Below are 26121 nucleotides of genomic sequence, written 5' to 3'. Positions count from 1 at the left end.
GTGGCCAGCTGGGGTCGGTAGAGGATCCGCTCCCGGTCGCCCTTCGGCGAAGACCCGATGGCGTCGGCAGGATCGAGAGCATGCGCTCTCTCGCCACTGCCCTGTTCATCATCGGCGCTCTGTCGTTCGCGAGCGGCATCGTCTGTCACGTCGTCGATTCGCGCCGAACAGGCAAGCTCTACCGGGAAGAACTTCCGTGGTTCCCGATCATCATCACCGGATGGGTGCTCGCCGCCGCCGAGGTGTTCCTCGGGATCTTCACCACGTTCGGGCAGGGGTTCGGGTGAGCACGGAGCTGACCGCCTCGCATCGCGCTGGCTGGAGCCATGCGATCGACGTCACTTCCGTCGTCCTCGTGTGAAGGCGAGGACACCGCCTACCGCCACGAGCGCAAGGACAACGACGATCCAGATCGGAAACGGGATGCTCCCACCAGGGTTCATCACCGCCAGAGAGTGAGGGGTAGAGGTGGACTCGAGGCTCCGATCGATCGCAACCCGCCGAGGCTGTCCCTCGTCCAGCCCGCCTCCTTGGGTCACTTCTCGCGCCCGCGCCACCGTCCGGTCCCCGACCGCCCATCGCGACTCTGCTCGTAACAGGACAGGCAATCCGGCAGTAGTGCCGGACATCGACCTCCTGGCGGGGCCTGGCCGCCCTGGTGCGGGCAGGTTGGTCGGCGGACGGGAGCTGCGCGCCGGAAGTGAGCCGTGCCTCCAGGCCGTACCCGCTGGGCGGATCAGCGACGACGGCCCCGCACCGGAGGGTGCGGGGCCGTGCGTGCCGTGCGGTGGTGACTACCGCTTGCCGAACACGTGGATCGGCAGGAAGAACGAGATGCACATGAGGATCAAGCCGCCCATGAAGACGAAGGCCTGACCCGACGCGACCTGGAACGCGAAACCGAACAGGTACATCGACACCAGCAGCAGCAGGATCGAGAAAACAGCGGCGATGACGCGGCCCACGGTGGTACCTCCGGAATCAGCGGGTGATGCAGTCGCCAGTCTATCCCCAGGAGTGCGGGTGCTGGTTCACGCCGTGGGCTTCGTGGCGATCAGGCGGTCGACGACGGCGAGCAGGGCCTCCATGTCGACGACCCCACGGGTGGGTCGGACGTCCGTCGTCGCGCCGAGGGAGGCTTGGTGGTAGAGCCCGTCGCCGAGCAGCTTGACGGCCTGCGCCGTCGGCTCGTCGCCGAGCTCGTCGACGAGCGTCTCGAGCCAGGCGTTCTCGGTGTCGTCGAGGGTCCGGCCGGCCTCTTCGTACCCGGCCTGCTGCAGCCGACTGGCGGCGAGGAGGGCGAGGTCGAGCTCGCTGCCGACCCACTGGCAGTTGCGCACGAAGTAGCGCGCGACACCGTCCTCGGCCTCGCGCATCCGCTCGACGTCGATGTGCGACAGGTCGGAGAGCCGCTTGCAGAGCCCCTCGACGAGGGCGGCCTTCGAACCGAAGTGGTAGAGGAGCCCGCCCTTCGAGACGCCGGCGCGCGCGGCGACGGCGTCGAGGGTCGCCGGACGCTCGCCTTCCTCGCACACGATGGCGACGAAGCTGTCCAGGACACGATCGCGGGCGCTTGCCATGCCGGAAGTCTGCCATGCGCGGGACGGGGGAGCGCGCAGCGGTCGCGCTCGGGCAGGCGGCGCACCGCTGCCGGGCAGCGCGCAGGCGCCGTGGGCCATCCTCCACGGCGCCTGCGGGTCGGGTCAGCCCTTGAGTGCTCCGGCTGCGATGTTCGCGATGAAGTGCCGCGAGCCGATGATGAACACCCCGATGAGCGGGAACACGCTGATCACCGCGCCCGCCATCACCGAGCCGAGGTCGGTCGCGTTCACCGAGCTGAGGGACGCAAGCCCGACCTGCAGCGTCTGTCCCTTCGGGTCGATGAGCACGATGAGGGGCCAGACGTAGTCGTTCCACGAGCTGATGAACGTGAAGATCCCGAGGAACGCGAGGCCGCCGCGGAGCATCGGCACGGCGATCGACCACCACGTCCGGAAGAACCCGGCGCCGTCCACCCGCGCCGAGTCGATGATCTCGTTCGGGATCGACCCCGTCGCGAACTGCCGGAGCAGGAAGATGCCGAACGCGTTCGCGGCGCCGGGGACGATGAGCGCCTGGAGTCCTCCGATCCAGCCGAGGTGCGCCATGAGGACGAAGCTCGGCACGAGGGACAGGCTGCCCGGCACCAGGAACGTCGCGAGCATGATCGTGAACAGCGACCGCTTGAACGGGAACTCGTACTTCGCGAACGCGAACGCGGCGAGCGAGTCGAACAGCATGACGAGCACGGCCGTCGCCCCGGACACGAGCACGGTGTTGCCGAGGGCCCGGATCATGTCGACGCTGCTGAACACCGTCGCCAGGTTCTGCATCGTGTGGTCGCTGAACCAGAGCGAGGGCGGGTAGCCGAAGATCTGCGCGTTCGACGACGTCGACATCACGAGCAGCCAGTAAAACGGGAAGATCGACAGCACGACGCCGACGACGAGGCAGAGGTGCGTGACGAGCCGGCCGACCCAGCCGTGCCGGAACCCACGACGATGGTCGTCCGGGCGGTCCGCGACGGCGTTGGGTCGGCCGAGCGCGGCCGCGGTGTTGGTCGTGCGCGGTGCGGTGTCGGCGCTCATGCGCGGTTCCCCTTCGTGGCAACGGTGGCATCGGCTCGGCCGGACGTCGTCGGCGCGAGGGTGCGGGCGGTACGGAGGCGCCGCGGTGTCTTCAGTCCGTCGCGCTCGCTGAGCAGGCGCCAGTTGATGATCGCGAAGACCACGGAGAAGAAGAACAGCACCCAGGCGATCGCCGACCCGTAGCCGAAGTCGAACTGGTTGAAGGCCTGGTCGTACTGGTAGAGCACGATCGTCATGCCGGCCTCGTCCGGTCCGCCCACGGCCTGCCCGTTGAACAGGATCTGCGGCTCCGTGAAGAGTCCGAGGCCGCCGATCGTCGACGTGATCACGGTGAAGAGGATCACCGGGCGGAGCATCGGGATCGTGATCCGGGTGAAGATCTGCCAGGTGTTCGCCCCGTCGACCTTGGCGGCGTCGTACAGCTCCGTCGGGATCGACTGCAGTCCGGCGAGGTAGATGATCGCGTTGTACCCGGTCCACCGCCAGATCACCATGACCGCGATCGTGACCTTGACTCCCCAGTAGGTCGACAACCACCCGACCGGGTCGGCGCCGAGGGCACGGAGCGCGGCGTTGACGAGGCCGAACCCGTCCGAGAACACCGACCCGAAGACGATCGCCATCGCGACCATGCTCGTGACGTTCGGGATGAAGAAGGCGACGCGGTAGAAGCCCTTCGCCCGGATGTTGCCGTGCAGCAGGAACGCGAGCACCAGTGCGAGGAACAGCATCGGGACCGTCGAGATGATCCAGATGATGAAGGTGTTCGAGACGGCGTTCCAGAACCGCGGATCGCCGAGCAGGTACTGGTACTGCGCGAACCCGACCCACGCGGGGGAGCCGACGCCGTCCCAGTCGGTGAAGGACAGGACGATCGAGAACACGATCGGGAACAGCCCGAACACGAGGAACAGCACGTAGAAGGGTGCGATCGCGACGTACTGCGGCCAGAAGCGGCGCAGGCCGGACCGGTGCCCGGCGGCCGCGGTCGAGACGGACGAGGTGGGCGTGCCGCCGACGGTCGGGTTCGCCGTGGTCGCGGGCGCTTCACGGGTCGAGGTCATGCCGCCACACCCCGCTTCGCGAGGACCCGGTCGGTCTGGTCGACGGCGTCCTTCCAGGCCCGCTCGGGGTCCTTGCCGGTCGACTCGACGTTGGTGATCTCCGTGGCGAACGCCCCGATGAAGCGCTCGCGGTTCGAGATGTAGGTCACGGGCACCTCCGGGGCGGCGTCGCGGAAGAAGTCGAGGGGGTCCTGGTCGCCGAAGTAGTCGCCCGGGTTCCGCATCAGGCCGTTGGTGAACGACGCCGGCGTGGAGGGGAAGAGCTGGATGTCGTTGTACGTGTGCGACTGCACCTCGGACCCCGTGATCCACTTCGCGAACGCCACGGCTGCCTCCGGGTCCTTCGACGACTTCGGGACCGCCAGGAACGAGCCGCCGCTGTTGCCCGGGCGCTCAGGCTGCTTCGCGATCCGCCACTTCCCGGACAGGTCGGGCGCGGTGTCGTGGATGACCTGCGTCCACCACGCGCCCTCGATCTGCCCGGCGACACGGCCGGCCACCCACCCGGCGTTCTGGTCGGTGCCGGACTGCAGGTTGCCGGTGATCCCGGCGCGGATCGACTCGACCGCGTTGTCCCAGGCCTTCCGCACGGCACTGTCGTCGCGCTGGTAGAGCGGCTCGTCGTCACGATCGAAGTACCGGGTCGGACTCGCGGCGATGTACTGGTTGAAGAGCTGCGTGGCGGTGATGATCGTCGCCGCGCCGGTCTTCCGCTTGATCTGCTTGCCGAAGTCCCGGAAGTCGGCCCAGGTGCTGATCGCCGCGCCGACCTCGTCGGGCTCGGTCGGGAGGTCCGCCTTGCGCAGGACCTCCTGGTTGTAGAAGAAGCCGGTGGGCCCGGTGTCGACCGGCCAGAAGCACTGGCGTCCGGACGGGGTGCGCCCGAGCGACAGCTTCCAGTCGTAGTACTCCGCCTTCTCGGCCGCCGTGGGCCGGAAGTCCGTGAACAGCTCCTCGTCGGGGAAGTACAGCCAGCAGTTCGAGTTGATCATCAGGACGTCCGGGATGAACGCGTTCCCGGCCAGCGCCGTGCGGAACTTCGTGTCGTACGAGGCGCCGCCGATGAGGTCCGGTCGCAGCCGCTTCGCTCCCTGCCCCGGGATGCCGCCGGCCGCCCGGCGGAGGAACTTCGGGTCGAGTGACCGGTTCCAGTACCAGAGGACCAGTTCGTCGGGGTCCTTCGAGATCGCGGTCCCGGTGGAACACCCGGCGAGGAGTGTGGTGGTGGCGAGTGCCCCGAGGGCTCCTGCGCCGGCCAGGAACCCCCGCCTGCTGAGACGGACGGATGGTGCTGCTGTCACGGACGACCTGCTCTCGTCGTTGAGATTGCCGGACACCTCGGCGGCGCGCTCGTCGGGCAGCGGCCGGCGCACGGGAACTCACCGTCGAGACCCGTGCCGAGCGTTCGACCGTGAACGCTCACGAAGTGGTCAGAGCATGCTCTCCGCGACACGCCGTGTCAAGCCTCCGCGGCATTGTGTCGGGGCGGAGTTCGGGCTAGCGTCACTGCGACCGTGAAGGTTCACGACGAACAGGATCCGCATGTCAGCGCAGACCGCGACCCCCGCCAGCACCCGCACCCAGGAAGGGTGGGCCGTCCTCGGACCGGGTGACATCGCCCGCCGGTTCCTCTCCCAGTTGCCGGCGAGCGGGAACGGCGTCACGGGTGCCGTCGACCCGTCGGTCGGCGGCGTGCTCGTCGCGGCCGGCAGCAGCGACGCGGGCCGGGCGCAGGCGTTCGCGGACGAGGCGGCCGAGCACGGCTTCGCCGACGTCACCGCTGCCGGCTACGACGAGGTGCTCGCCGACCCGCGGGTCGACGCCGTGTACGTCTCGACGGTGCACACCGGGCACGCGCACCTCGTACTCCGTGCCCTCGCGGCCGGCAAGGCGGTCCTCTGCGAGAAGCCCCTCGCGCCGAACCACGGCACCGCGATGGCGCTCGTCGACGCGGCCCGCCAGGCGGGACTCCCGCTGGTGGAGGCGTACATGTACCGTTTCCACCCCCAGACCGCGGCGCTCCGCGAGCTCGTCCGTGACGGCGCGATCGGCGACGTCACGCACGTCGACGCATCCTTCGCCTTCCGCGCCGGCTCCCGCACGGGGCGTCTGTTCGACGTCGACACCGCCGGTGGCGGCATCCTCGACGTCGGCGGGTACCCGGTCACGATGACCGCGGCGATCGTCCAGGCGGCGACGGGCGTCGCGGTCGCGGAGCCGACCGAGCTCACCGCCACGGGGACCCTCGGGCCGACGGGCGTCGACGAGTGGACCACGGCACACTTCACCTACCCGTCCGGCATCACCGCGGTGGTCCGGACCGGCGTGCGGGTGCAGGACGAGAACGCCGTGACGGTGTACGGCACCCGCGGCCGCATCGTGCTCACGGACCCGTGGACGCTCGGCGACGACCCGACGATCGAGGTCCGCACGGTCGACGAGGAGCCCCGCACCCTCTCGTTCGCCGGTGCCGCGCCGTACGCGCTCGAGGCCGACGCCACGACGACCGCCCTGCGCGAGGGTCGCACGGACGCTCCGGAGATGACGACCGACGAGTCGCTCGCGACCGCCAGGACGCTCGACCGCTGGCGCGAGGCGATCGGTCTCCGCTACCCGTTCGAGGCCGAGGACGCCGACATCCCGACCGTCGACGGTGCGCCGTTGACCGTCGCGGCCCACGAGCCGGACCGGGCGGGCAACCCGATGCGGTACGGGGAGATCCCCGGGGTCGGCAAGCGCCTCTCGCGACTGGTGATGGGCGTCGACAACCAGCTGGACCTCGCCCACGCGAGCGCGATCTTCGACCACTTCGTCAGCCGGGGCGGCAACGTCTTCGACACCGGGTACATCTACGGCGGCGGCACGATGGAGGGCCGACTCGGGAAGTGGATCCAGAACCGCGGCGTCCGCGAGGACGTGGTCGTCATCACCAAGGGCGCGCACACCCCGTACTGCGACCCGGAGTCGCTGACCAGGCAGCTGCTCGAGAGCCTGGAGCGTCAGGGCACCGACTACGCGGACATCTACATGATGCACCGCGACAACGAGGACGTGCCTGTGGGGGAGTTCGTCGACGTGCTCGACGAGCACCGCCGCGCCGGCCGCATCCGGGTGTTCGGCGGCTCGAACTGGAGCCTCGCCCGGTTCGACGAGGCCAACGCCTACGCCGCGGCGAACGGGAAGCACGGGTTCGAGGTGCTCAGCAACCACTTCGGCCTCGCCGAGGCGTACGACGTGCCGTGGGCGGGCTGCCGCCACGCGACGGACCCGGAGTCGAAGCGGTGGCTCGAGGAGCGTCAGGTCCCGCTGCTGCCGTGGTCCTCGCAGGCGCGCGGGTTCTTCACCGGTCGTGCGACCCCGGAGGACACGAGCGACGCCGAGCTCGTGCGCTGCTACTACTCGGACGAGAACTTCGAGCGGCTCCGTCGAGCCCGGGAGCTCGGCGAGCAGTTCGGCGTGCCGGCGACGGCCATCGCCCTCGCGTACGTCCTGAACCAGCCCTTCCCGACGTTCCCGCTCTTCGGACCGCGTACGATCGCGGAAGCCCGGTCCTCGATGCAGGGCCTCTCCGTCGACCTCACTCCCGAACAGGTGGCATGGCTGGACCTCCGCGACTGACCGATCCGCAGCACGCCGTGGGCGCGCCGGAGCAGTCCGGCGCGCCCACGGCACCCGCGTCGGACGCGCCTGCCGCGCCGGCGACGCCGCCACCGGCAACACCCCCGACCCCCGCGAGGGCCACGATCATCGACGTGGCCGCCGCTGCCGGGGTCTCCCGGCAGACCGTCACCCGGGCGATGAACGGGATGTCCGGGATCAGCGCCGCGACCAAGGAACGGGTGCTCGCGGTCGCCGAGCAGCTCGCCTACCGTCCGTCGCGGTTCGGGCGGGGCCTCGTGACCGGCGGCGACCACCAGCTCGGTCTGGTCGTCAACGACCTCCGCAACCCCTACTCGCCGCAGCTCGCGTCCGCCGTGTACCGACTCGCGGCAGAGCAGGGCTGGAACGTCATGCTCGCCGACACGACGCTCGCCGGCGACGCCGACCGCATCGTCGCGGCACTCGGCAGCCAGACGGACGTCGTCATCGGCTACCTCGGCAACCGGCGCGAGCGGTGGACCGCACTCCTCGGCTCCGTCCCCATGGTCGAGCTCGACCCGTCCGCCGACCCGCCGACCGCCGCCGTGTGGATCGACCCGGCGGAGGCGATCGAGCAGCTCGCAGACCACCTCGTCGCGACGGGCGTCCGGCACCCCGTCGTCCTCGACAACTCCCAGCCCGGGCAGCCGAGCGCGCGCGGTGTCCTCATGCTCGACGCCCTGCACCGGCGGGGGTACCTGCCGGAGCTCGTGCACGGCCCGCACGGGACGGCGGAGTGCGGCGCGGAGGAGACGACGAAGGTGCTCGCCCGTCGCCGCCGGCTCGACGCGATCCTCGCGTTCAACGACGTGATGGCGCTCGGGGTGCTGCAGGCCTGCAGGCGCGCGGGCAGGGACGTCCCGGGTGACGTCCGTGTGGTCGGCGTGGACGGGCTCCCGCTCGGCGCACTCGTGTCGCCGACCCTGACGACCCTCGCGGTCGACCTCGACGCCGTGGCGCGTGAGGCCCTGGACCTCGCGCTCGGGATGCTCGCGGGGGAGCTGCCGCGCAGCGGCGCCGCCGCGCAGCGCACGGTGCGGCACCGGCTGCTGGTGCGCGAGAGCGCCTGAGGCCGCCAGCCCCCGCCTGACGCCGCTCGATCCGGCGGGCCCCGCCTGACCCGGCGACCCCGACGGGCTTCACGGCCCCCGCGGGTGCGCCAGCTCAGCGCTCCACACGACGGCCTGGAGGCTCGTGTCGGGCCCGCACCGCGCCTCCCGGCCGCCTGTTGGTTGCATTTGCAACCAACACCGTCCAGACGGTACACTAACGGAGTCCTGACGAGGCGCGTGTCGATCTCCGCGCCTCGTCCCGGACCGCCCCCACCGAAGTGCCGTCGACCTGGTCCGGCTCGAAGTCCTCCAGGAGTCCCCCGTGTCCGCTCTGCTCACCAGCTCGGTCCCCACCGTCGCCACCGGCAGCCGCGCCCGACGGTTCGCCGCGCTCGCCGTGTTGATGCTGCCGGTGCTGCTCATCTCGGTCGACAACACCGTGCTGAGCTTCGCGCTCCCGTCGATCAGCCGCGCCCTCGACCCGGACGCCACCACCCAGCTCTGGATCGTCGACGCCTACCCGCTCGTCCTCGCGGGTCTCCTCGTCGTCATGGGGAGCATCGGCGACCGGGTCGGACGCCGACGCATCCTGGTGATCGGAGCGACCGGCTTCGCGCTGCTCTCCACGGCAGCCGCCTTCGCGTCCGACGCGTGGATGCTCGTCGCCGCGCGGATCGCGATGGGCGTGTTCGGTGCGATGCTCATGCCGGCGACGCTCTCGATCATCCGGAACGTGTTCACGGACGCAGGGGAGCGGCGCATGGCGCTCGCCGTGTGGTCGACGATGTTCGCGGCCGGCAACGCACTCGGCCCGCTGGTCGGCGGCGTGCTGCTGGCCCACTTCCAGTGGGGCAGCGTCTTCCTGGTCGCGGTGCCGATCCTCGTGCTCATGCTCGTCGGCGTGCCGTTCTTCGTCCCGGAGTCCCGCGATCCCGCACCCGGCCCGGTGGACGTGCCGAGCATGCTGCTGTCCCTCGGCGCGCTCGCCCCGACCGCCTGGGCGATCAAGTCGGTCGTGCACCCGGAGGAGCGTGGCCTCGCGATCGCGATGCTCGCGGTCGGCGTGGTGTGCGGCATCGCCTTCGTCCGTCGGCAGCTCCGCTCCCGGACGCCGATGCTCGACCTCGCGCTCTTCCGCAGCACGGCGTTCACCGGCAGCGTGCTCATGAACCTCGCGGCGATGTTCTCGCTCACCGGCTTCCTGTTCTTCATCGCACAGCACCTGCAGCTCGTCGCCGGACTCGATCCGTTCACCTCGGGCGTCGTGCTCGTCCCCGGGTCCGTGCTGACGATCGTCGCCGGCCTGGTGGTCGTGCCGATCGTCGCCCGGGTCGCCCCGCGCTGGGTCGTCGCCGTGGCACTGCTGTTCTCCGCGGCCGCGTACGCCATGGTCGCGGTCCTCGGGCACCACGCCACGGTGGTCGGCCTCGGGTTCGCCTTCGTGCTGCTCGGCATCGGGATCGGCGCGTCCGAGACGGTCACGAACGACCTCATCATCTCGACCGCTCCGGCGGACAAGGCAGGCGCTGCGTCCGCCCTGTCGGAGACGGCGTACGAGATCGGGGCTGTGCTCGGGACGGCGGTGCTCGGGACGATCCTCGCGACCGCGTACCGTGCGCACGTGGTGGTGCCCGACGGGTTGTCGTCGACCGCGCACACCGCGGCGCAGGAGACCCTTGGCGGTGCGGTCTCGGCGGCAGCGGACCTCGGCGGCCCGGCCGGACAGGCGCTGCTCGCCTCGGCCCGCGCGGCGTTCGACTCCGGCGTGACGATCACCGGCTCGGTGGCGGCGGTGCTCATGGTGGTGGCCGCGTTCGGTGCCGTGGTGATGCTCCGCCGCCGGTAGCGGGCCACACGGCGCGCCCGGGATCGCGGGAACCTGTGAATCGTTGACCTCAACCCCGGTTCAGGTCCTACGTTGGGACGTGGCCGCGACGGACGCGGTCCACCCCCGATGACAGGAACGACCACGACCACGATGCCCGACGCGCCCGCGAACCTCGCCGAGGCCTACAAGTCCGCCTTCCGGGGCCACCCCGCCGGCGTCGCCGTGATCACCGCCGAGGGGCCCGACGGCCCGACCGGTCTCACGGCGTCGAGCGTCGCGAGCGTGGCGATCGACCCGCCGGTGCTCGTCTTCTCACTGTCGACGAACTCCGGTTCCGCCGGCGTCGTGCTCGGCGCGCCGATCTTCGTCGTGCACCTCGTCGACTCGCTCGGCGTCGCGCTGGCGAAGCGGTTCGCGAGCACCGGGAGCCCCGCCGCGGACGACCCGATCTGGGGCACCCTGCCGTCGGGTGACCGGTACCTGCCCGGCGCCGCGACCGCCCTCCGCTGCCGGCCGCTCTCCACGACGCCGATCGGCTCGTCCACGGTCGTGGTGGCCGAGGTCCTCGACATCGTCGTCGGCCTCGAGCGCGGCGAGCCGCTGGTCTACCACAACCGGGAATTCCACTCCCTCACCGACCGTTCCCGGCTCTCGTGAGCCGCGGAGCACCGTTCCGCCAACCACCGATCGAAAGGACCTCACATGGCTGAGTACACCCTGCCGGAGCTGCCGTACGACTACGCGGCGCTCGAGCCGCACATCAGCGGCAAGATCATGCAGCTGCACCACGACAAGCACCACCAGACGTACGTGACGGGCGCCAACACCGCGCTCGAGCAGCTTGCCGAGGCACGCGAGTCGGGCAACCTGGCGAACGTGAACAAGCTCGAGAAGGACCTCGCGTTCAACCTCGGTGGCCACGTCAACCACTCGATCTTCTGGACCAACCTCGGCCCGGACACGAAGGTCCCGGAGGGCGAGCTCGCCGCTGCGATCGACGAGTTCTTCGGCTCGTTCGAGAAGTTCCAGGCGCAGTTCGCCGCCGTCGCCACGGGCATCCAGGGCTCCGGCTGGTCGGTGCTCGCGTGGGACCAGGTCGGGCAGAAGCTCACCACGTTCCAGCTCTTCGACCAGCAGGCCAACGTGCCGCTGGGTGTCGTGCCGATCTTCATGCTCGACATGTGGGAGCACGCCTTCTACCTCGACTACCTCAACGTCAAGGCGGACTACGTCAAGGCCGTGTGGAACATCGTCGACTGGGAGAACGTCGCGGCGCGCTTCGCGAACGCGAAGTCGCAGAGCTTCGTCACGCTCTGAGTCGGATGCTGCGGGTCGTGTGACACGATCTGGACGACACACTGGAGGCGCGGTGCCGGTCGGCACCGCGCCTCCAGTGTGTCCTGGGGGGCCGTCCGACCGTCACGGAGCGACGGGCAGCGGCGCACCGGACACCAGCCGGTCGGCGACCGCGCGCAGCGCGGCGTCGACGTCGGTGCTGTCCGGATCGACGAGCGCTGCCCACTGCGCTCCCCGCGCGGCACGGATCGCTTCGCCCGCTGCCTGCTCAGCATCGGAGGCGGGGTAGCCGTGGGTCGTGCACCAGGCTGCGACCGTCGCGAGGTGGCGACGGTGCACGAGACGTTCGCGCTCGCGTCCGTCGAGTGTCTCGACCGCGCCGAGCTCGAAGGTGAGGCGCGCCGCGAGGAAGCGTTCCCGGTGCGCGAGTCCGCCGAACACTGCGACGAGCCAGTCGTGGAGCGCGGTGGCGTCGGCGTCGGGGAGCAGTCGGACGTCGGCGAGGTCCCGGTCGAGGTGCTCGACGACGGCGTCGATGAGTGCCTCCCGGGAACCGAAGTGGTACACGATCGGGTAGGCGCTCGTCCCGAGGACCCGGCCGAGGCTCCGGACCGAGACGGCCTCGAGCTTGGTGTCGTGGAGGTGCTCGGCGACCTTCTCGATGATCGCGGGCTTGAGCGTGGGATCGGGTTTCCTGGGCACGGGGTCCTCCGGGACGACTGTCACGGCCGCCGTGTGCGACCAGGAGAAATATTACCGTACGTGCGATGTATTCGTTTACCCGACTCTGAGGGACCTGGGAGGAAAGCGGAGCAATGCTCGGCTCCACGTACACTGGGGCCGATGTCCACGTCCCACGAGCCTGCCGTGCCGCCGCTGCCGCCCGCGACGCGGCGGGCGCTGCCGGCGGACCGTGGGCGCCGTCGGGGCGCCGGGAAACGGTTCCTGGTCGTCGGCGACGTCCTCGACGGCATCCTCGTCCACACCACTGCCGACGCGATGGGCGTCCACGACCCGGCAGCGACGATCCGCCACCGTGCGGTCGGTGCCGGCGGCAACACCGCGACGTGGCTCGGGTGGCTCGGGGCCGAGGTCGACCTCGTGGCCCGGGTGGGAGTGGACGACGTGCACCGACACGAACGAGGACTCGAGGACGCCGGCGTCCGTCCGCACATCCGGTACGACGCACGGTCGAGCACCGGGACCGAGGTCTCGGTGCGGAACCGCGACGGGCGGACGGCGATGTCGGACCCCGCTGCCGCGGGTGTGCTGTCGGCGGCCGACGTGCCCCCAGAGCTCGTCGCCCGCGCGGACATCGTGCACCTGACCGGCGCGGGGATGTTGTCCGGTGGCGGGGCGGGCCGGCTCGCCGAACTCGTGACGTGCGCCCGGTCGGGAGCGGCCCGTGTGTCGCTCGACCCGTCGTCGCCTGCCGTCGTCCGCGCACTCGGAGCCGCGGCGTTCCTCGACGCCCTCGCCGGCGTCGACGTGCTGTTCCCCGGACGTGAGGAAGCCCTGGCGCTCACCGGAGCCTCGGACCTCCGCGAGGCCGTCCGGCGGCTCACCGAACGCGTCCCCCTGGTGGTCGTGACGGTCGGAGCCGACGGCGCCCTGGTCGGGCGGCCCGGGCGGAGTCCCCAGCGTGTGGCGGCCACACCGGCGACGGTCGTCGACACGCTCGGTGCGGGGGACGCCTTCGCCGCGGGGTTCCTCCGTGCGTGGGCGACCGATCCGGTCCGGATCGGCTCGGCCGCGCGGGAAGGGGGCCGGGTCGCAGCGCGGGCGCTGGGGTTCGTGGGCGGCCGTCCGCCGGTCTGACCCGCAGTCGGGTGCGTCCAGGTCCGGTGCGGACGTGGCGACCCTCTGAGGCGGACCTCGACGCTCAGGCCTCGCTCGGCTCGGCCGTCACCGTGAGGGTCTGCACGAGACCGGTGGCGAGCGGTGCCAGTCGGATCTCGACCCGCAGTCGACCACTCGTGCCCGGGAGCCACCACCGGAGGTGCGTCGGCGCGACCGAGTTCTCCTCGACCGGGTCCGCTGCGAGGTCGCCCCCGACGGCGGCGGTGGCCTCGGCCAGGTGCCGACGCCGACGCTCGTAGGGCTCGTCGAGTGCGACGTTGGGGGAGAAGACCCGATCGGCGAGGGCGTCGTCCCAGGCGGTGAGGAGCGTCGAGACGCGCCGCTGGGCAGAGCGGGCCTGTGGGAGCACCTCGACGCCGACCGTGGTGGCCGGTCGTGCGGCAACGTCCGCGTCGAGCAGGACGTCGAGGGCCTCGGTGGCGGCCTGTGACACCTTGGCCTGCGTGGCGTTCTCGAACGCGACGACGCCGATGCCGTGTCGGGTGGACCAGCGCATGTGCGCGGAGAAGCCCGGGTAGCCACCGGAGTGCGAGGCGATCGGTCCGTGTCGGTCGTCCTGCTCCACGAAGAGTCCGAAGCCGTACGCCGTCGGACGGCTCGAGCCCGGGACCGCGACCGGCGGGACGACCCGCATCGCCTGCTGCATGAGCCGTCGATCGGCCGGTGGGACCGGTCCGGGCTCGGGCTGGTCCGAGAAGGCCGAGGCCAGGTGCCCGCCCCAACGGGAGAGGTCGGCGACCGTCGAGAACAGTCCTCCGATCGAGGAGAAGGCTCCCGGACCGGTCATCGGCAGGGGCTCCCACGTGCCGGCGTACGGGCGGACCCCGGTCACGACGAAGCCGTTCGCGTCGTCGGCGGAGAACACCGTGTCGTGCAGCCCGAGGGGGCCGAGCACGCGGTGCGTCGCCGCTGTCGTGTAGGGCTCTCCGGCGGCGACCGCGACGACACGGCCCAAGAGTGCGTAGCCGAGGTTGGAGTACGCGAACCCGGTACCCGGGACGGTGTCGAACAGCAGTCCGTCGGCCAGCACGGTGTCGAGCTCGGCGTCGGTGATGGACTCTTGGCGGTCCGCCCAGGGGTCGTCGGTGGGGAACCCGGCGGACATGGTCAGCAACATCCGTACGGTGGGCACGGGGGAGTCCGGTGTCGGCAGCTGTACCGCGCGGAACGCCGGGACGAAGTCGGTGACCGGGGCGTCGAGGTCGAGTCGGTCGTCGGCGACGAGCGTGAGCAGGGTCGCCGCCGTCACGCTCTTCGTGCACGACGCGATGCGGTAGAACGTCGACGCGTCCGGCGCGGAACCGTCGCCTCGGTCGCCGTGACCACCCGACGCCACGAGTCCGTCCGGACCGAAGACGCCCCAGACCGAGCTCGGCGCCACGCTCCGCGCGACGCGGTCGGCGAAGACCGCGTCGACCCGGGCGAAGGTGTCCGGTGTCACGATCGCCGCATCCGGTCGTAGGCGTCGAGCGCGCGCTGCCGGGTCTCCTTGAGGTCGACCATCGGCTCGGGGCGGTCCTCGTCGGCGGGCACCCACCGACGCACGTACTCGCGGTGCGGATCGAAGCGTTCGAGCTGACGGTCCGGGTTGAACACGCGGAAGTACGGCGCCGCGTCGAAACCCGATCCCGCCACCCACTGCCAGTTGCCCGGGTTGTTCGCGGCGTCCGCGTCGACGAGGGTGTCCCAGAACCACCGTTCGCCCACACGCCAGTCCACGAGCAGGTTCTTCACGAGGAAGCTCCCGGTCGCCAGACGGACGCGGTTGTGCATCGCCCCGGTGTGCCAGAGCTCCCGCATGCCGGCGTCGACGAGGTCGAAGCCCGTCGTGCCGGTCCGCCACGCGTCGAGCTCGGCCTCGGAGGCGTCACGCCAGGGGAAGGCGTCGAACTCGCGGCGGACGTTGACCGTCGCGATGTCCTCGCAGTGGAAGTACTCGTTCCAGTTGAACTCGCGCCAGGCGAGCTGCCGGAGGAACGCCGGCGCCTGCTGCCGCTGCGACGGCTCGAGCTGTCCGTGCAGGCGGTGCCACACCTGGTACGGGCTGATCTCGCCCCAGCGCAGGTGCGGGGAGAGGCCGCTCGTGGCCTCCGTCGACGGTTCGTCGCGCTGGTCGTAGTCCTCGAGTGCGTGCTCGACGAAGTGCTCGAGGCGACGGTGCGCTCCACGCTCGCCCGGGGTCCAGGCGTCGCGGAGACCGGCGGCCCAGTCGGGCTTCGTCGGCAGCAGGGCCCAGTCGTCGAGGTCGTCCCCCGTCGCGTCTGCGGGCGCGGGGAGGTCGCGCGGCTTCGGCAGGGGGTGCCGGGGCTCCGGCATCGCCTGCGCCGCGCGCCAGAAGGGCGTGAAGACCTTGTACGGCTCGCCCTGACCGGTCGTCACCGTCCAGGGCTCCCAGAGCAGGTTGGCGGCGAAGCTGTGTGCCTCGACGTCGCGGTCGTGCAGTGCGGACTTGATGCCGGCGTCGATCTCCCGCTCGGCGTGCCCGTAGCGGCGGTTCCAGAAGACGGCATCGGCGGCGGTCTCGTCGACGAGGGCGTCGATGACTTCGGCAGCAGCGCCGCGGCGGAGGACCAGCCGGGACCCGCGCTCGCGCAGCGCGTCGTCGAGGGCGGTCAACGAGTGGTGGAGCCACCACCGTGCCGCGGCGCCGATCGACCGGACGCCCGGGGACTCGTCGTCGAGGACGTACACGATCGTCAGCGTCCCGCCGTGGTCGATGCCCGCCCGGAGCGCCGGGTTGTCCGCGAGACGGAGGTCGTCGCGGAGCCAGACGATCGCGCCGGTCACACGGAGGCCGTGTCGGGAGCGGACCGTCGAGCCGGCACCACGGTCCCCGCCGCGCGGCGGACCTTCGTGCAGAGTTCGGTGAGGGTGCGGAGCTCGACGTCGGTGAGCCCGGCACCGAGCTGCGCGGCGATGCTCGCGGCGTGCTGGACGGCGACGGACCGGTAGACGTCGAAGCCGTGCGGGGTGAGGGCGACGTAGACCCCCCGTGCATCGGTGGGGTCGGGCTGCTTCTCGACGATGCCGCGCGAGGCGAGGCGGTCGACGAGGCGGCTCACACTCGGCTGGGTGAGGAGGAGGTGCCCGGTGAGGTCACGCATCCGCGACCGCCGACCCGGTTGGGTGGAGAGGTTGAAGCAGACGTCGTACTCGTTGAACGAGATCTCGTCGCCGGGGAACTCTGCGTTGAGGTTCCGCATCACCTGCACCTGGGCGCGGAAGAGGGCCTCCCATGCCGTGACCGCAGTGGCCTTGTCGCTCACCTTGCTGCTCCCTCCGGTCCGTCGCCCAACCCTACCGACGACACCCGACAGACGGACGAGGGCCGGCCGTCCGAAGACGACCGGCCCTCTGCCTTGCAGGACGAGCGCAGTTCCGGAAAGCACGAGGGCCGGCCGTCCGAAGACGACCGGCCCTCTGGCTTGCAGGACGAGCGCAGTTCCGGAAAGCACGAGGGCCGGCCGTCCGAAGACGACCGGCCCTCTGGCTTGCAGGACGAGCGCAGTTCCGGAAAGCACGAGGGCCGGCCGTCCGAAGACGACCGGCCCTCTCCCTTGCACCAAGAGTGTCCTGCAATCACATTCCACAGGCGGTGCCACAGCAAACACTGCCTGCGAGGACGATCGTATAACGAAGCGGTAACGGCACGCTAGGCCCCGCGCGACCCGTTCGCTGCGAGTTCACCAGGAGCGGTCGATGTCCTCGCCGTGAGCGATCAGAAGAGATCGGGCGACGGCGTCGACGCGTACCGGACCGCGACGTCCGCGTGCCGGTCGAAGCGGTAGCCGACACCGCGGACCGTCCGGACGATCTCCTCGAACGCACCGAGCTTCGACCGCAGCCGCCGCACGTGGACGTCGATCGTCCGCTCGTTCGGCGTCTCGTCCTCGCCGTCCGACCACAGGCCGTCGATGATCGCGGAGCGGTCGACGGTCCTGCCCTCGCGCAGGACGAGGAACTGCAGGAGCTCGAACTCCTTGTAGGTCAGCGGCGCCGGCTCACCGTCGAGCGTGACGCGCTTGCGGGAGATGTCGATGACGACGCCGGACTCCTCGGGTTCGGGCTTCTCGGCCTGCTTCCGGGCGGCGACGGCGGAGCGGTCCTGCAGGGCGAGGCGGACGACGTCGACGTCACGGCCGCCCGAGCCCTCGGCGGCGACGGCGACCGCGGCGTAGGTCTCCGACGTCGGCACGAGCTGCGCGGTCAGGGCCTTGAGCTGCTCGACCACGGCCGCGAGGGTCGTGCCGGCCGCGGCGGCCTTCGCCTCGTCGATCCCGACGTAGAGCGCGAACCCGCGGGCTTCGGTGCCCTCGGGCAGTGCGCGGTTGCGCTGCGGTGCGATGACCGGACTGGTCGGCACCGCGCTGGCCTGCGGCGTGACCGCCTGGGGGCGTGGTCGCAGCGGCGTCACGGTGCCGAGGTCGGTCGGCGCGGGGGCCGAGGTGCGGAGCGGCGTGCGGGGCTGGGCGATGGTGAGCGACATGGCTGGTTCTCCGGGAGGAAGGTCGCGGTGCTGCTGACGGTGCGACCGGTGTCGAATGCGTCGGCCCGGGTACGGCGGTCTGCCGAGGATCCTCCACGGTCCTGCTGCGGACCGGGGAGCCCGGGAAGCGGGGAGTGTCGCGTCCGACGAACGGCGTCGTCGACGCGGTGGTCACCCGGGGATCACGCCTGCGCGACGGGGGTGGGGTCGCGGGGGATCCGGCTGGAAGGGGTGCCGGTCAGGCACACATTCGACAACGCATGACCGACATCGCCGGCATCATCATGCCGGTGGTCCCCACTGCCCCGGAGGTGGAGCACGCCTCGATGAGGACGCGGGCGGACACGGTTGCAGTCATGGCACGAGTATGGGTGGGATACCAACGCGGTGTCAACCGTCCGCCCGGACGGTGCGTTCCGCGAGCACACGGGGAACGGACGGGAGGCCCGTGGCGGATCCGCCACGGGCCTCCCGTCCGTCTGGTGGCCGCGAGCGCGACCTGTCGTCTACTCGGCCAGGCCGTAGAGGCGGTCGCCGGCGTCGCCGAGACCGGGCACGATGTACCCGTTCTCGTCGAGCTTCTCGTCGAGCGCGCCGAGGACGACCGACACGTTGCGGTCGCCGACGGCCTGCTCCACGGCGGCGAGGCCCTCCGGGGCACCGAGGATGCACACGCACGTGACCTCTTCGGCTCCGCGGTCGAAGAGGAAGTCGATCGCGGCGGCGAGGGTGCCACCGGTCGCGAGCATCGGGTCGAGCACGAAGCACTGCCGGCCGGAGAGGTCGTCGGGCAGGCGCTCGGCGTAGGTCTGCGGCTCGAGGGTCTCCTCGTTGCGCGCCATGCCGAGGAAGCCGACCTCGGCCGTGGGGACGAGCTTGACCATGCCCTCGAGCATGCCGAGCCCTGCGCGGAGGATCGGGACGACGAGCGGGCGGGGCTTCGCGATCGCGACGCCCATGGTGTGTGCGACCGGGGTGTCGATCGGCGTGGCGGTGACCCGGACGTTCCGCGTGGCCTCGTACGCGAGGAGGGTCACGAGCTCCTTGGTCAGGGCGCGGAACGTCGGCGAAGGGGTCGTCCGGTCGCGGAGCACCGAGAGCTTGTGCGTGATGAGCGGGTGGTCGGCGACGTGGACTCGCATAGGGTCGAGCCTACCGTGCTGCCGACTGCCTGGAGGTCCCGTGGAAGCACCCGCCGCCCGGCCCTGGATCACCGCGATGGAGGCCGCGCTGGTCGAGGCACGAGCGTGTCTGGCGACCGGTGACGTGCCCGTCGGCGCCGTCGTCGTCGATGCCGGAGGGGTCGTCGTCGCGACCGGGCGCAACGAGCGTGAGGCGCGGCAGGACCCGACCGCGCACGCCAAGGTCCTCGCGCTCCGTGCCGCGGCCGAGGTCACCGGCGACTGGCACCTGGCGACCCACACGCTCGTCGTGACGCTCGAGCCGTGCGTGATGTGCGCCGGAGCGGTCCTCGCCGCGAGGGTGCCGCGGGTCGTGTTCGGCGCGTGGGACCCGAAGGCCGGCGCGACGGGCAGCGTCTACGACGTCGCACGCGACCGTCGGTTGCCGCACCGGTCCGAGGTGGTCGGCGGGGTGCTCGAGGTGCCGTGCGCGGCCCTGCTCGACGACTTCTTCGCCGCCCGCCGCTGAGGCGGGCCGGCGGCCGACCCGCGGGTCGCCGGGGCGACCGCTGATCGGACGGGAGGCCCGTGGCGGGGTCGCCACGGGCCTCCGGTCCGTCGGGTCGGCGGGCCGTCAGGCCGTCACCAGACGACGGCGATGAGCACGTTCACGATCGCGAGCGCTCCGGCCGAGTGGAAGAACGGCAGGGCGGCCTTGTCCTTCGCCTGTCCGGCGTCGGCCCGCTTCTGCCGCGCACGCGCGACGAACGCGAGCACGAGCGCGACGAGGGCGATGACGAGCTTGACGCCGAGCTTGGCGTGGTTCGCGCCACCGTCGGTCGTCGCGTCGATGACCCCCATCAAGCCGAGACCGGTGACGAGCTGCACGACGAGGCCGATGACGATCCAGTTCGTCTCGAAGCCGCCCTTGCGGCGCACCTGGAACAGGAACGAACCGATCACGGCCGCGAGGCCGATGAAGTGGAGGATGAGCAGGACGTCACGGAGCGCGGTCATGACGCCATCGTGCAACATCCGACATGCGGGTCGCCAGCAAGGGCAACCTCAGTCGGTCCCGCTGCTCCGCCGCTCAGTCGGCAGCGCGGAGGACGATCGCTTCGGTCGGTGGGCGCGGTCCGGTCCGGAGCACGTCCGGTTCGACGTAGATGACCCGGGCGATCGGTACGGCCTGACGGACCCGGTGCTCGACGGTGTCGATGCCCGCGGCGACGTCACCGAGCCGTCGGTCGCCGTCGACCGCGACCTTCACGCCGACCATGAGCTCGTCCGGGCCGAGGTACAGCGTCTTGATGTGGATGATCGCGTCGACCTCGGGTCCGTCGAGCACGGCCTCCTTGATCTTGGCAACGTCGGCGGCGGTCGCGCCCTCACCCACGAGCAGGCTCTTCGTCTCGACGCCGAGCACCAGGGCCACGGCGATGAGCAGCACCGCGATGAGGATCGTGCCGATCGCGTCGAACACCCCGTTGCCGGTGATCGCCGTCAGGCCGACGCCGAAGAGCGCGAAGACGAGGCCGGTCAGCGCGGCGGTGTCCTCGAGCATGACGACCGGGAGTTCCGGCGCCTTCGCCCGACGCACGAACTGCACCCAGGACAGCGAGCCCTTGTTCGGCCGGGCCTCGCGGAGCGCCGTCCGGAGCGAGAAGCCCTCCAGACCGATCGCGATGACGAGCACGAGCAGGGGGAGCCACCAGCTCTCGAGCGGGTGGGGGTGCCGCAGCTTCTCGATGCCCTCGTACAGCGAGAAGACGCCGCCGACGGAGAACAGCACGATCGACACGACGAACGCGTACACGTAGCGCTCGCGGCCGTAGCCGAACGGGTGCTCCTCGTCCGCGGCCCGCCGAGCGCGACGGCCGCCGAGCAGGAGCAGGAGCTGGTTGGCGGAGTCGGCGAGGGAGTGCACGCCCTCCGCCAGCATCGACGCCGAGCCGCTGATCAACGCCGCGACGAACTTCACGATCGCGATGCCGACGTTCGCACCGAGTGCGGCGAGGATCGCCTTCGTGCCTCCGGAAGCGCTCACGGGTACCCCTTCAGTCCTGGCCTGACTGATGATCCTAGGCCGTCGGTAGGGTCGGGGGTCATGACCATCGAACTGCCCCGCACCGCTCTCCTCGGCGTCGGCTCCATGTCCGGCGCGGTCCTCGACGGGCTCCTCGCCGCCGGTCTCGACCCGTCGACGGTCGTCCTCACGACGAAGTCGGAGGAGTCCGCGGCGGCACACCGTGCACGGGGGCTCGACGCGCACGCGAGCGATGCCGAGCCCGACGCGAACCGCGAGGCCGTCCGTGGCGCGGGGCTCGTCGTCGTCGGGGTGAAGCCGTACGTGATCGCCGACCTGCTCGCCGAGGTCGCGGACGACCTCGCCCCGGGGACGGTCCTCGTCAGCGTCGCCGTCGGCACCACCACCGCGAGCATGGAGGCGGCGGTGCCCGAAGGCGTGCGGGTCGTCCGGGCGCTGCCGAACACGCCGATCGGGGTCGGGCGTGGCGTCACCGGGATCAGTGCCGGGGCGTCGGCGGACGACGACGCCGTCGCGCTCGCCTCGTCGGTGTTCTCCGTCTCGGGCTCCGTGATCGAGGTGCCCGAGTCGCAGCTCGACGCCCTTTCAGCGGTGTCCGGCTCCGGCCCCGCCTACGTCTTCCTGCTCGTGGAGCAGTGGCAGCGGGCGGCGGAGGAGCTCGGGTTCACGCCGGAGCAGGCCGCGACGATGGTGCAGGGGACCCTGAGCGGTGCCGTCGCGCTCCTCGAGTCCTCCGAGAAGACCCCGGCGGAGCTCCGTCGGGCCGTGACCAGCCCGAAGGGCACCACCGAGCGTGCGGTCGCGGTCCTGCAGGAGGCCGACCTGTCGGCGACGCTGCTGCGCGCGTCCCGCGCGGCGATCGCGCGGGCCGAGGAGATCGCGGCCGGCTGACACGGCTGCTCCCGGCCGTCACCACGGAACGGCCGGGAGGCGCGGGGCGGGCCCGCACCGTGCCTCCAGGCCGATGCGTGGCCGGGTCGCGGGCCGTCACCCGCCGCATTCACTCCAGCGCGGCGAAGCGCTCCAGGTCGGCCGTCGCGCCGGAGACGATGATGACGTCCTCCTCGCCGATCACGCTCTCCGGCGTGGCGGGGACGAACGCCTGCCCCGGCGTCTTGATCCCGAGCACCGTCAGGCCGAAGCGCGTCCGGATGACCGTCGTCGCCAGGTCCTTCCCGCGGACCGCGGCCGGCGGGAACATCTTCACGACGGCGAAGTCGTCGTCGAACTGGATGAAGTCGAGCATCCGGCCCGAGACGAGGTGCGCCGTCCGCTCGCCGGCCTCGCGCTCCGGGTAGACGACGTGGTTCGCGCCGATGCGGGAGAGGATGACGCCGTGCGAGCGGCTGATGGCCTTCGCCCAGATCTGCGGGATGCCGAGGTCCACCAGGTTCGCCGTGATGAGCACGCTCGACTCCAGGTCGGAACCGACCCCGACGACGGCGATCGCGAAGTCCTGCGCGCCGATCTGCCGCAGAGCGTCCATGTCGGTCGCGTCGGCCTGTACCGCGTGGGTCACCCGGTCGGACCACTTCTGCACGAGCCCGGCGTCCGTGTCGACGACGAGGACCTCGCGGTGCTGCCGCTCGAGCTGCCCGGCGGTCGCGGCGCCGAACCGCCCGAGGCCGATCACCAGGACCGGGGCGTCGTGGCTGACGGCGCCGGCGAGCGGGTGGGTGGACGGCAGCGGCGTGCGGGAACGGTCAGCCAACGATCGGCCTCTCCTCGGGGCGGCGGAACAACTGCCGGCTCTGGCTGGCGGCGAGGGCTGCGGCGATCGTCACTGTACCGACCCGGCCGAGGAACATCGTGGCGGCGAGCACGTACTTGCCGGCCTCGGGAAGTTCGGCCGAGATGCCGGAGGACAGGCCGCACGTGGCGAACGCCGAGATCACCTCGAACAGCACCCGGTCCAGCGAGTCACGCGTGATCTGCAGGAGCGTGATCGTCGAGACGGCGACGATGGTCGCGCCCCACAGCACGACGGCGACCGCGACGCGGAGCACGTCGCTCGGGATCCGGCGACCGAAGGCCTCCATGCTCTGCCGGCCGCGGGCCTCGGCGACCGCGGCGAGGAAGAGCACGGCGAGGGTGGTCACCTTGATGCCACCGGCCGTCGATGCGGAACCGCCGCCGATGAACATGAGCATGTCCGTGACGAGCAGACTCGCGCCGTGCATCTGCTCGACGTCGATCGTCGCGAAGCCGCCCGAGCGCGTCATCGTCGAGAAGAAGAGCGCCTGGAACGCCGTGTGCCCGGCTCCGGCCTCGCCGAGCGTGGCCCTGTTGGAGGCCTCGAGCGCCGTGTAGACCACCGCGCCGACGACGAGCAGCACGGCGCTCGTGACGAGGGTCAGCTTGACGTGGAGCGACCAGCGCCGCGGCGTGCGGAACTGCTTCGTGATCGTCCGGATCACGGGGAAGCCGATCGACCCCGCGACGACCGCGATCATGAGGAGCGACAGGAACCAGTAGTCGTTCGCGAACGGGGTGAGCCCCTCCGCGTTGGGGGAGAAGCCCGTGTTCGTGAAGGCCATCGCGGCGTAGTAGAAGGCGTCACCGACCGCTGTCCAGAACGGGTAGCCGGCGACGAGTACCGACGGGAGCAGCAGCAGGCCGACCGCGATCTCGATCGTCAGCGTGCTCACCGCGACCGTCGCGAGCAGCGTGCCGACCTCACCGAGCCGGACCGCCTGTCCCTCCGGCACGGCACCGTGGTGGGTGCGGAGCGGGTTGGAGTCCCCGGCGGCCATGAGCTTCGCCCGGAGACCGAGCCGTCGGGTGACGACGAGGCCGAGGATCGACGCGAACGTGAGGACCCCGACCGCGCCGATCTGCGTGCCGATGACGATGACAACCTTGCCGAACACCGACCAGTGCGTCGCCATGTCGACGGTCGCGAGCCCGGTGACGCACACCACGGACGCCGCGGTGAAGAGCGCGTCGGAGAAGTGCGTCGGTCGCCCGTCCGCAGCAGCCCAGGGCGTCGTGAAGAGCACCGTGAACACCAGGATCAGTGCCACGAACACGAGGATCGCCAGACGGGACGGACTCGCCCGCAGGACTGTTCCGACCTGGGTCAGGCGACGACGCGAGGCCGACGGCCCCACGCGCAGCTCCTCCGTGCGGTCCAGCATCGTCGTATGCCTCCGGGGACATGGGCGGGTCGGATGGCATGGTACATCCGAGACGGGCCGGATAGCCTTGCTCCATGGCCGACATCTTCTCCGTCGTGGCGGACCCGACCCGACGCGAGCTGCTCGGAGCACTCCTCGCCGCGTACGGCTCCGACGTCACCGGCGGGGAGCTCAGCGTCGGACAGCTCGTCGAGAAGCTCGGCGTCAGCCAGCCAACCGTGTCGAAGCACCTCAGGGTCCTCCGCGACATCGGGCTCGTCTCGAGTCGCGAGGAGGGGCAGCACCGCTTCTACCGCCTCGACCCGGAGCCGCTCCTGCCGCTCGAGGAGTGGGTCCTGTCGTTCACGGGCGCCGTCGACGCGGACGGCACCCCGGCCACGACCGCGTGGACGCCCGACGGGCAGCCGGTGTCGGTGCGGCGCAACGGGGCCGCGGGCAAGGCCACCGTCGAGGTCGGCACGGAGCTCGGCCGCGTGATGGCCGAGGCGTCCTACCGGGCCTCGGCTGCGCTCACGGGGGCGCAGCAGGGCTGGGAGCGCGTGGTCGATCGGGGCCGGAAGCGCTTCACCCGTCGGGGCGACGAGGACTGAGCGCGCTCGCTCGTCGGTGCAGGGGTCCGCGGCGCGATGGCTCGTCGCCGTCCGTGGCCGAGTCGTGACCGTGTGCCTGGACACGGATTCCCGCAGGCCTCTACAGTGATCAGAGACCACACAGGTCACACCAACCCGTGCGTCCGACACCCGTCAGCCCGCGCGAGTCTCCCGAAGGCGGATCATGACCGGCAGTTTCGACGACGTGCGCTTCCTCACCGTGGCCGAGGTCGCGGAGATGATGCGCGTCTCGAAGATGACCGTGTACCGCATGGTGCACGCCGGCGAGCTCCCGGCCATCCGCTTCGGTCGGTCGTTCCGCGTGCCGGAGTCCGCGGTCGCCGACGTCCTGCGCGGCGGCGTCGCCGACGTCGGCTGAGCGCCGCTCCGCGCCGGTGCGGCCGCTGTGTTCGACAGGACCGGCGCGCTCCGCTAGACTCGGCCGGGTTGATTTTCCGCGGTCCCGACGGGCGCGGTGTCCACACATCAGCATCGTTCCGAGCGAGGTCCACTATGGGTTCTGTCATCAAGAAGCGCCGCAAGCGCATGGCGAAGAAGAAGCACCGCAAGCTCCTTCGCAAGACGCGTCACCAGCGTCGCAACAAGAAGTAAGTCGAGTACTTGCACCCGAAGCCCCGGTCCGCCGGGGCTTTCGTGTTCCTGCCCTCTGGTCGACCCGTCTCGGGCTGCCCGGCCGCACGGGCTGCGTACACCACGCTGGCCGGAGGGCCTCGGGCACCGGCCGGTACGCTGACCCCATGCCCGCCGTGACCCTCCTGACGAAGCCCGGATGCCACCTCTGCGACGACGCCCGACCGATCGTCGAGCAGGTCGTCGCCGAACACCCCGGTGCCACGCTGGAGGAGCGGTCGATCCTCGACGACGACGCCCTCCGCGAGGAGTACGCGGAGGACATCCCGGTCGTCCTAATCGACGGGCGCGTCCACAGCAACTGGCACGTCGACGCCGACCGGCTGCGCCGTGCCCTCGAGAAGGCAGAGGCCTCCGCATGATCCACCACGTCGTCGCCTGGACCCTCCGCGAGGACGTCGACCGCGACGCCTCGATCGCCCGCGTCCGCGAACTCCTCACGGGCCTGGTCGGGACCGTGTCGTCGATCCGTTCCCTCGAGGTCGTGGAGAACGTCGCCTACCCCGACAAGAACTCCGACCTCGCCGTGGTCGCGACCTTCGACGACCTCGCCGGGCTCGACGCCTACCAAGTGCACCCCGACCACCAGGCTGCGGCCGCGGAGATCCGCGGACTGGTCACAGGGCGGGCGGCCATCGACTGGCAGAGCTGAGCCGCGCTTCCCGGCTGGTCGGTCCGACCCGCGCGGAACGCGACAGCCCCCTCCCGGCAGGGAGGGGGCTG

Annotated in this window: 29 protein-coding genes; 14 read left to right on the top strand and 15 right to left on the bottom strand. The window is 71.1% G+C overall.

Annotated elements, in window-relative coordinates; genetic code table 11:
- Positions 1-80 precede the first annotated feature (80 nt).
- Positions 81-287 (top strand): hypothetical protein, encoded by a 207-nt coding sequence (locus ABC270_RS13990; RefSeq protein WP_412881337.1) that lies wholly within the window; start codon positions 81-83, stop codon positions 285-287.
- Positions 288-794: 507 nt separating this feature from the next.
- Here the strand turns inward: ABC270_RS13990 and ABC270_RS13985 are convergent.
- The 5 genes from ABC270_RS13985 to ABC270_RS13965 form a co-directional block, all read right to left on the bottom strand.
- Entirely contained in the window at positions 795-965 is a 171-nt protein-coding gene (locus ABC270_RS13985; protein WP_175329491.1) for a hypothetical protein, read from the bottom strand.
- A gap of 66 nt (positions 966-1031) precedes the next feature.
- The gene (locus tag ABC270_RS13980) at positions 1032-1580 is read right to left on the bottom strand and encodes a TetR/AcrR family transcriptional regulator (protein WP_412881336.1); all 549 of its coding nucleotides are present in this window, start codon (positions 1578-1580) and stop codon (positions 1032-1034) included.
- Between the two features lie 123 nt (positions 1581-1703).
- On the bottom strand, positions 1704-2627 hold the full coding sequence (locus ABC270_RS13975) for a carbohydrate ABC transporter permease (RefSeq protein ID WP_412881335.1): 924 nt from the start codon (positions 2625-2627) through the stop codon (positions 1704-1706).
- The gene (locus tag ABC270_RS13970; RefSeq protein WP_412881334.1) at positions 2624-3691 is read right to left on the bottom strand and encodes a carbohydrate ABC transporter permease; all 1068 of its coding nucleotides are present in this window, start codon (positions 3689-3691) and stop codon (positions 2624-2626) included. The genes ABC270_RS13975 and ABC270_RS13970 overlap by 4 nt, the downstream gene beginning before the upstream one ends.
- A complete protein-coding gene (locus tag ABC270_RS13965; RefSeq protein WP_412881333.1) occupies positions 3688-4992 on the bottom strand; it encodes an ABC transporter substrate-binding protein in 1305 nt (434 codons plus the stop codon). Before ABC270_RS13965 ends, ABC270_RS13970 begins: the two co-directional genes overlap by 4 nt.
- Before the next feature lie 241 nt (positions 4993-5233).
- Between ABC270_RS13965 and ABC270_RS13960 the strand changes: the two genes are divergently transcribed.
- From ABC270_RS13960 to ABC270_RS13940, 5 genes are all read left to right on the top strand, one after another.
- Positions 5234-7309, top strand: a complete 2076-nt coding sequence (locus ABC270_RS13960; protein ID WP_412881332.1) for an aldo/keto reductase — start codon at positions 5234-5236, stop codon at positions 7307-7309.
- A 134-nt stretch (positions 7310-7443) separates the two neighbouring features.
- Positions 7444-8400: a LacI family DNA-binding transcriptional regulator gene (locus ABC270_RS13955; RefSeq protein WP_412881331.1), complete on the top strand. Its 957-nt coding sequence runs from the start codon at positions 7444-7446 to the stop codon at positions 8398-8400.
- 304 nt (positions 8401-8704) lie between these two features.
- Positions 8705-10228 carry an MFS transporter gene (locus ABC270_RS13950; RefSeq protein WP_412881330.1) on the top strand — a complete coding sequence of 508 codons (1524 nt, stop codon included), beginning with the start codon at positions 8705-8707 and terminating at the stop codon, positions 10226-10228.
- Positions 10229-10336: 108 nt separating this feature from the next.
- Positions 10337-10867: a flavin reductase family protein gene (locus tag ABC270_RS13945; protein WP_400413048.1), complete on the top strand. Its 531-nt coding sequence runs from the start codon at positions 10337-10339 to the stop codon at positions 10865-10867.
- A gap of 45 nt (positions 10868-10912) precedes the next feature.
- Positions 10913-11527, top strand: a complete 615-nt coding sequence (locus tag ABC270_RS13940) for a superoxide dismutase (protein ID WP_412881329.1) — start codon at positions 10913-10915, stop codon at positions 11525-11527.
- A gap of 102 nt (positions 11528-11629) precedes the next feature.
- Here the strand turns inward: ABC270_RS13940 and ABC270_RS13935 are convergent, their stop codons facing one another.
- Positions 11630-12208 (bottom strand): TetR/AcrR family transcriptional regulator, encoded by a 579-nt coding sequence (locus tag ABC270_RS13935; protein ID WP_412881328.1) that lies wholly within the window; start codon positions 12206-12208, stop codon positions 11630-11632.
- Between the two features lie 141 nt (positions 12209-12349).
- On the opposite strand from ABC270_RS13935, the gene ABC270_RS13930 reads away from it, so the two are divergent.
- Positions 12350-13324, top strand: coding sequence for a carbohydrate kinase family protein (locus ABC270_RS13930; RefSeq protein WP_412881327.1), 975 nt, complete (start codon positions 12350-12352; stop codon positions 13322-13324).
- A 64-nt stretch (positions 13325-13388) separates the two neighbouring features.
- Here the strand turns inward: ABC270_RS13930 and ABC270_RS13925 are convergent, their stop codons facing one another.
- The 5 genes from ABC270_RS13925 to upp all read right to left on the bottom strand — a co-directional run bounded on the left by ABC270_RS13925 (position 13389) and on the right by upp (position 18994).
- A complete protein-coding gene (locus ABC270_RS13925; RefSeq protein WP_412881326.1) occupies positions 13389-14807 on the bottom strand; it encodes a serine hydrolase domain-containing protein in 1419 nt (472 codons plus the stop codon).
- Positions 14804-16153, bottom strand: a complete 1350-nt coding sequence (locus ABC270_RS13920) for a cryptochrome/photolyase family protein (protein WP_412881325.1) — start codon at positions 16151-16153, stop codon at positions 14804-14806. The genes ABC270_RS13925 and ABC270_RS13920 overlap by 4 nt, the downstream gene beginning before the upstream one ends.
- Positions 16150-16632 carry a MarR family winged helix-turn-helix transcriptional regulator gene (locus ABC270_RS13915; protein ID WP_412881324.1) on the bottom strand — a complete coding sequence of 161 codons (483 nt, stop codon included), beginning with the start codon at positions 16630-16632 and terminating at the stop codon, positions 16150-16152. The genes ABC270_RS13920 and ABC270_RS13915 overlap by 4 nt, the downstream gene beginning before the upstream one ends.
- 452 nt (positions 16633-17084) lie before the next feature.
- On the bottom strand, positions 17085-17852 hold the full coding sequence (locus ABC270_RS13910; RefSeq protein ID WP_412881323.1) for a winged helix-turn-helix domain-containing protein: 768 nt from the start codon (positions 17850-17852) through the stop codon (positions 17085-17087).
- A 506-nt stretch (positions 17853-18358) separates the two neighbouring features.
- Positions 18359-18994: a uracil phosphoribosyltransferase gene (gene upp, locus ABC270_RS13905; protein WP_412881322.1), complete on the bottom strand. Its 636-nt coding sequence runs from the start codon at positions 18992-18994 to the stop codon at positions 18359-18361.
- A 76-nt stretch (positions 18995-19070) separates the two neighbouring features.
- Between upp and ABC270_RS13900 the strand changes: the two genes are divergently transcribed.
- Positions 19071-19502 (top strand): nucleoside deaminase, encoded by a 432-nt coding sequence (locus tag ABC270_RS13900; protein ID WP_412882101.1) that lies wholly within the window; start codon positions 19071-19073, stop codon positions 19500-19502.
- Positions 19503-19615: 113 nt separating this feature from the next.
- Here ABC270_RS13900 and ABC270_RS13895 read toward each other — a convergent pair whose 3' ends face one another.
- Complete coding sequence (locus ABC270_RS13895; protein ID WP_412881321.1) at positions 19616-19990, bottom strand: hypothetical protein; 375 nt, start codon at positions 19988-19990, stop codon at positions 19616-19618.
- 73 nt (positions 19991-20063) lie between these two features.
- On the bottom strand, positions 20064-21020 hold the full coding sequence (locus tag ABC270_RS13890; protein WP_412881320.1) for a cation diffusion facilitator family transporter: 957 nt from the start codon (positions 21018-21020) through the stop codon (positions 20064-20066).
- Positions 21021-21080: 60 nt separating this feature from the next.
- Between ABC270_RS13890 and proC the strand changes: the two genes are divergently transcribed.
- Positions 21081-21911 carry a pyrroline-5-carboxylate reductase gene (proC, locus tag ABC270_RS13885; RefSeq protein WP_412881319.1) on the top strand — a complete coding sequence of 277 codons (831 nt, stop codon included), beginning with the start codon at positions 21081-21083 and terminating at the stop codon, positions 21909-21911.
- Positions 21912-22020: 109 nt separating this feature from the next.
- On the opposite strand, the gene ABC270_RS13880 is transcribed toward proC, so the two are convergent.
- The gene (locus ABC270_RS13880; protein WP_412882100.1) at positions 22021-22707 is read right to left on the bottom strand and encodes a potassium channel family protein; all 687 of its coding nucleotides are present in this window, start codon (positions 22705-22707) and stop codon (positions 22021-22023) included.
- Positions 22708-22723: 16 nt separating this feature from the next.
- Positions 22724-24157 carry a TrkH family potassium uptake protein gene (locus tag ABC270_RS13875; protein ID WP_412881318.1) on the bottom strand — a complete coding sequence of 478 codons (1434 nt, stop codon included), beginning with the start codon at positions 24155-24157 and terminating at the stop codon, positions 22724-22726.
- Between the two features lie 74 nt (positions 24158-24231).
- Here ABC270_RS13875 and ABC270_RS13870 point away from each other — a divergent pair, with 74 nt between their 5' ends.
- The 5 genes from ABC270_RS13870 to ABC270_RS13850 all read left to right on the top strand — a co-directional run bounded on the left by ABC270_RS13870 (position 24232) and on the right by ABC270_RS13850 (position 26050).
- Positions 24232-24747, top strand: coding sequence for an ArsR/SmtB family transcription factor (locus ABC270_RS13870; protein ID WP_412881317.1), 516 nt, complete (start codon positions 24232-24234; stop codon positions 24745-24747).
- Between the two features lie 184 nt (positions 24748-24931).
- Positions 24932-25126, top strand: coding sequence for a helix-turn-helix domain-containing protein (locus ABC270_RS13865; RefSeq protein ID WP_017888579.1), 195 nt, complete (start codon positions 24932-24934; stop codon positions 25124-25126).
- 134 nt (positions 25127-25260) lie between these two features.
- Positions 25261-25359: a 30S ribosomal protein bS22 gene (locus ABC270_RS13860; protein WP_003792170.1), complete on the top strand. Its 99-nt coding sequence runs from the start codon at positions 25261-25263 to the stop codon at positions 25357-25359.
- A gap of 146 nt (positions 25360-25505) precedes the next feature.
- Entirely contained in the window at positions 25506-25760 is a 255-nt protein-coding gene (locus tag ABC270_RS13855) for a glutaredoxin family protein (RefSeq protein WP_412881316.1), read from the top strand.
- Complete coding sequence (locus ABC270_RS13850; RefSeq protein ID WP_412881315.1) at positions 25757-26050, top strand: Dabb family protein; 294 nt, start codon at positions 25757-25759, stop codon at positions 26048-26050. Before ABC270_RS13855 ends, ABC270_RS13850 begins: the two co-directional genes overlap by 4 nt.
- Positions 26051-26121 lie beyond the last annotated feature (71 nt).

The organism is Curtobacterium phoenicis (assembly GCF_047238015.1).
Lineage (GTDB): Bacteria > Actinomycetota > Actinomycetes > Actinomycetales > Microbacteriaceae > Curtobacterium.
The sequence above is the reverse complement of the archived record's forward strand: the minus strand, read 5'-3'. Positions and strand labels throughout refer to the sequence as shown.